Annotated in this window: 1 pseudogene; it reads right to left on the bottom strand. The window is 50.0% G+C overall.

Going from position 1 to position 266, the window contains the following annotated elements:
- Nucleotides 1-220, bottom strand: a pseudogene (locus tag SB775_RS30315) (cell division protein FtsA); the annotation flags it as partial.
- Between the last annotated feature and the right edge of the window lie 46 nt (nucleotides 221-266).

The following is a 266-nucleotide window of genomic DNA, read 5'->3' on the forward strand; positions in this document are numbered from 1 at the left end:
CTTCGATCGAAACATCAACCATGCGTTCAGCATGATCCACTGCTTCACGGATGGCATGCACGGTTTGGTCGATGTCGACGATCACACCCTTCTTAATCCCTTCTGAGTGCGATTGGCCGACGCCGATGATGTTGATGGAACCGTTGGTGATTTCGCCGATCATGACGCGGACTTTGGATGTTCCAATGTCTAGGCTGACGATGAGTTCATTGCTTACCAAACCTGTGACACCTCCCCTGCTACGTCTTTTGTCTTTCTAAGATGAG

The organism is Peribacillus sp. SIMBA_075 (assembly GCF_046534585.1).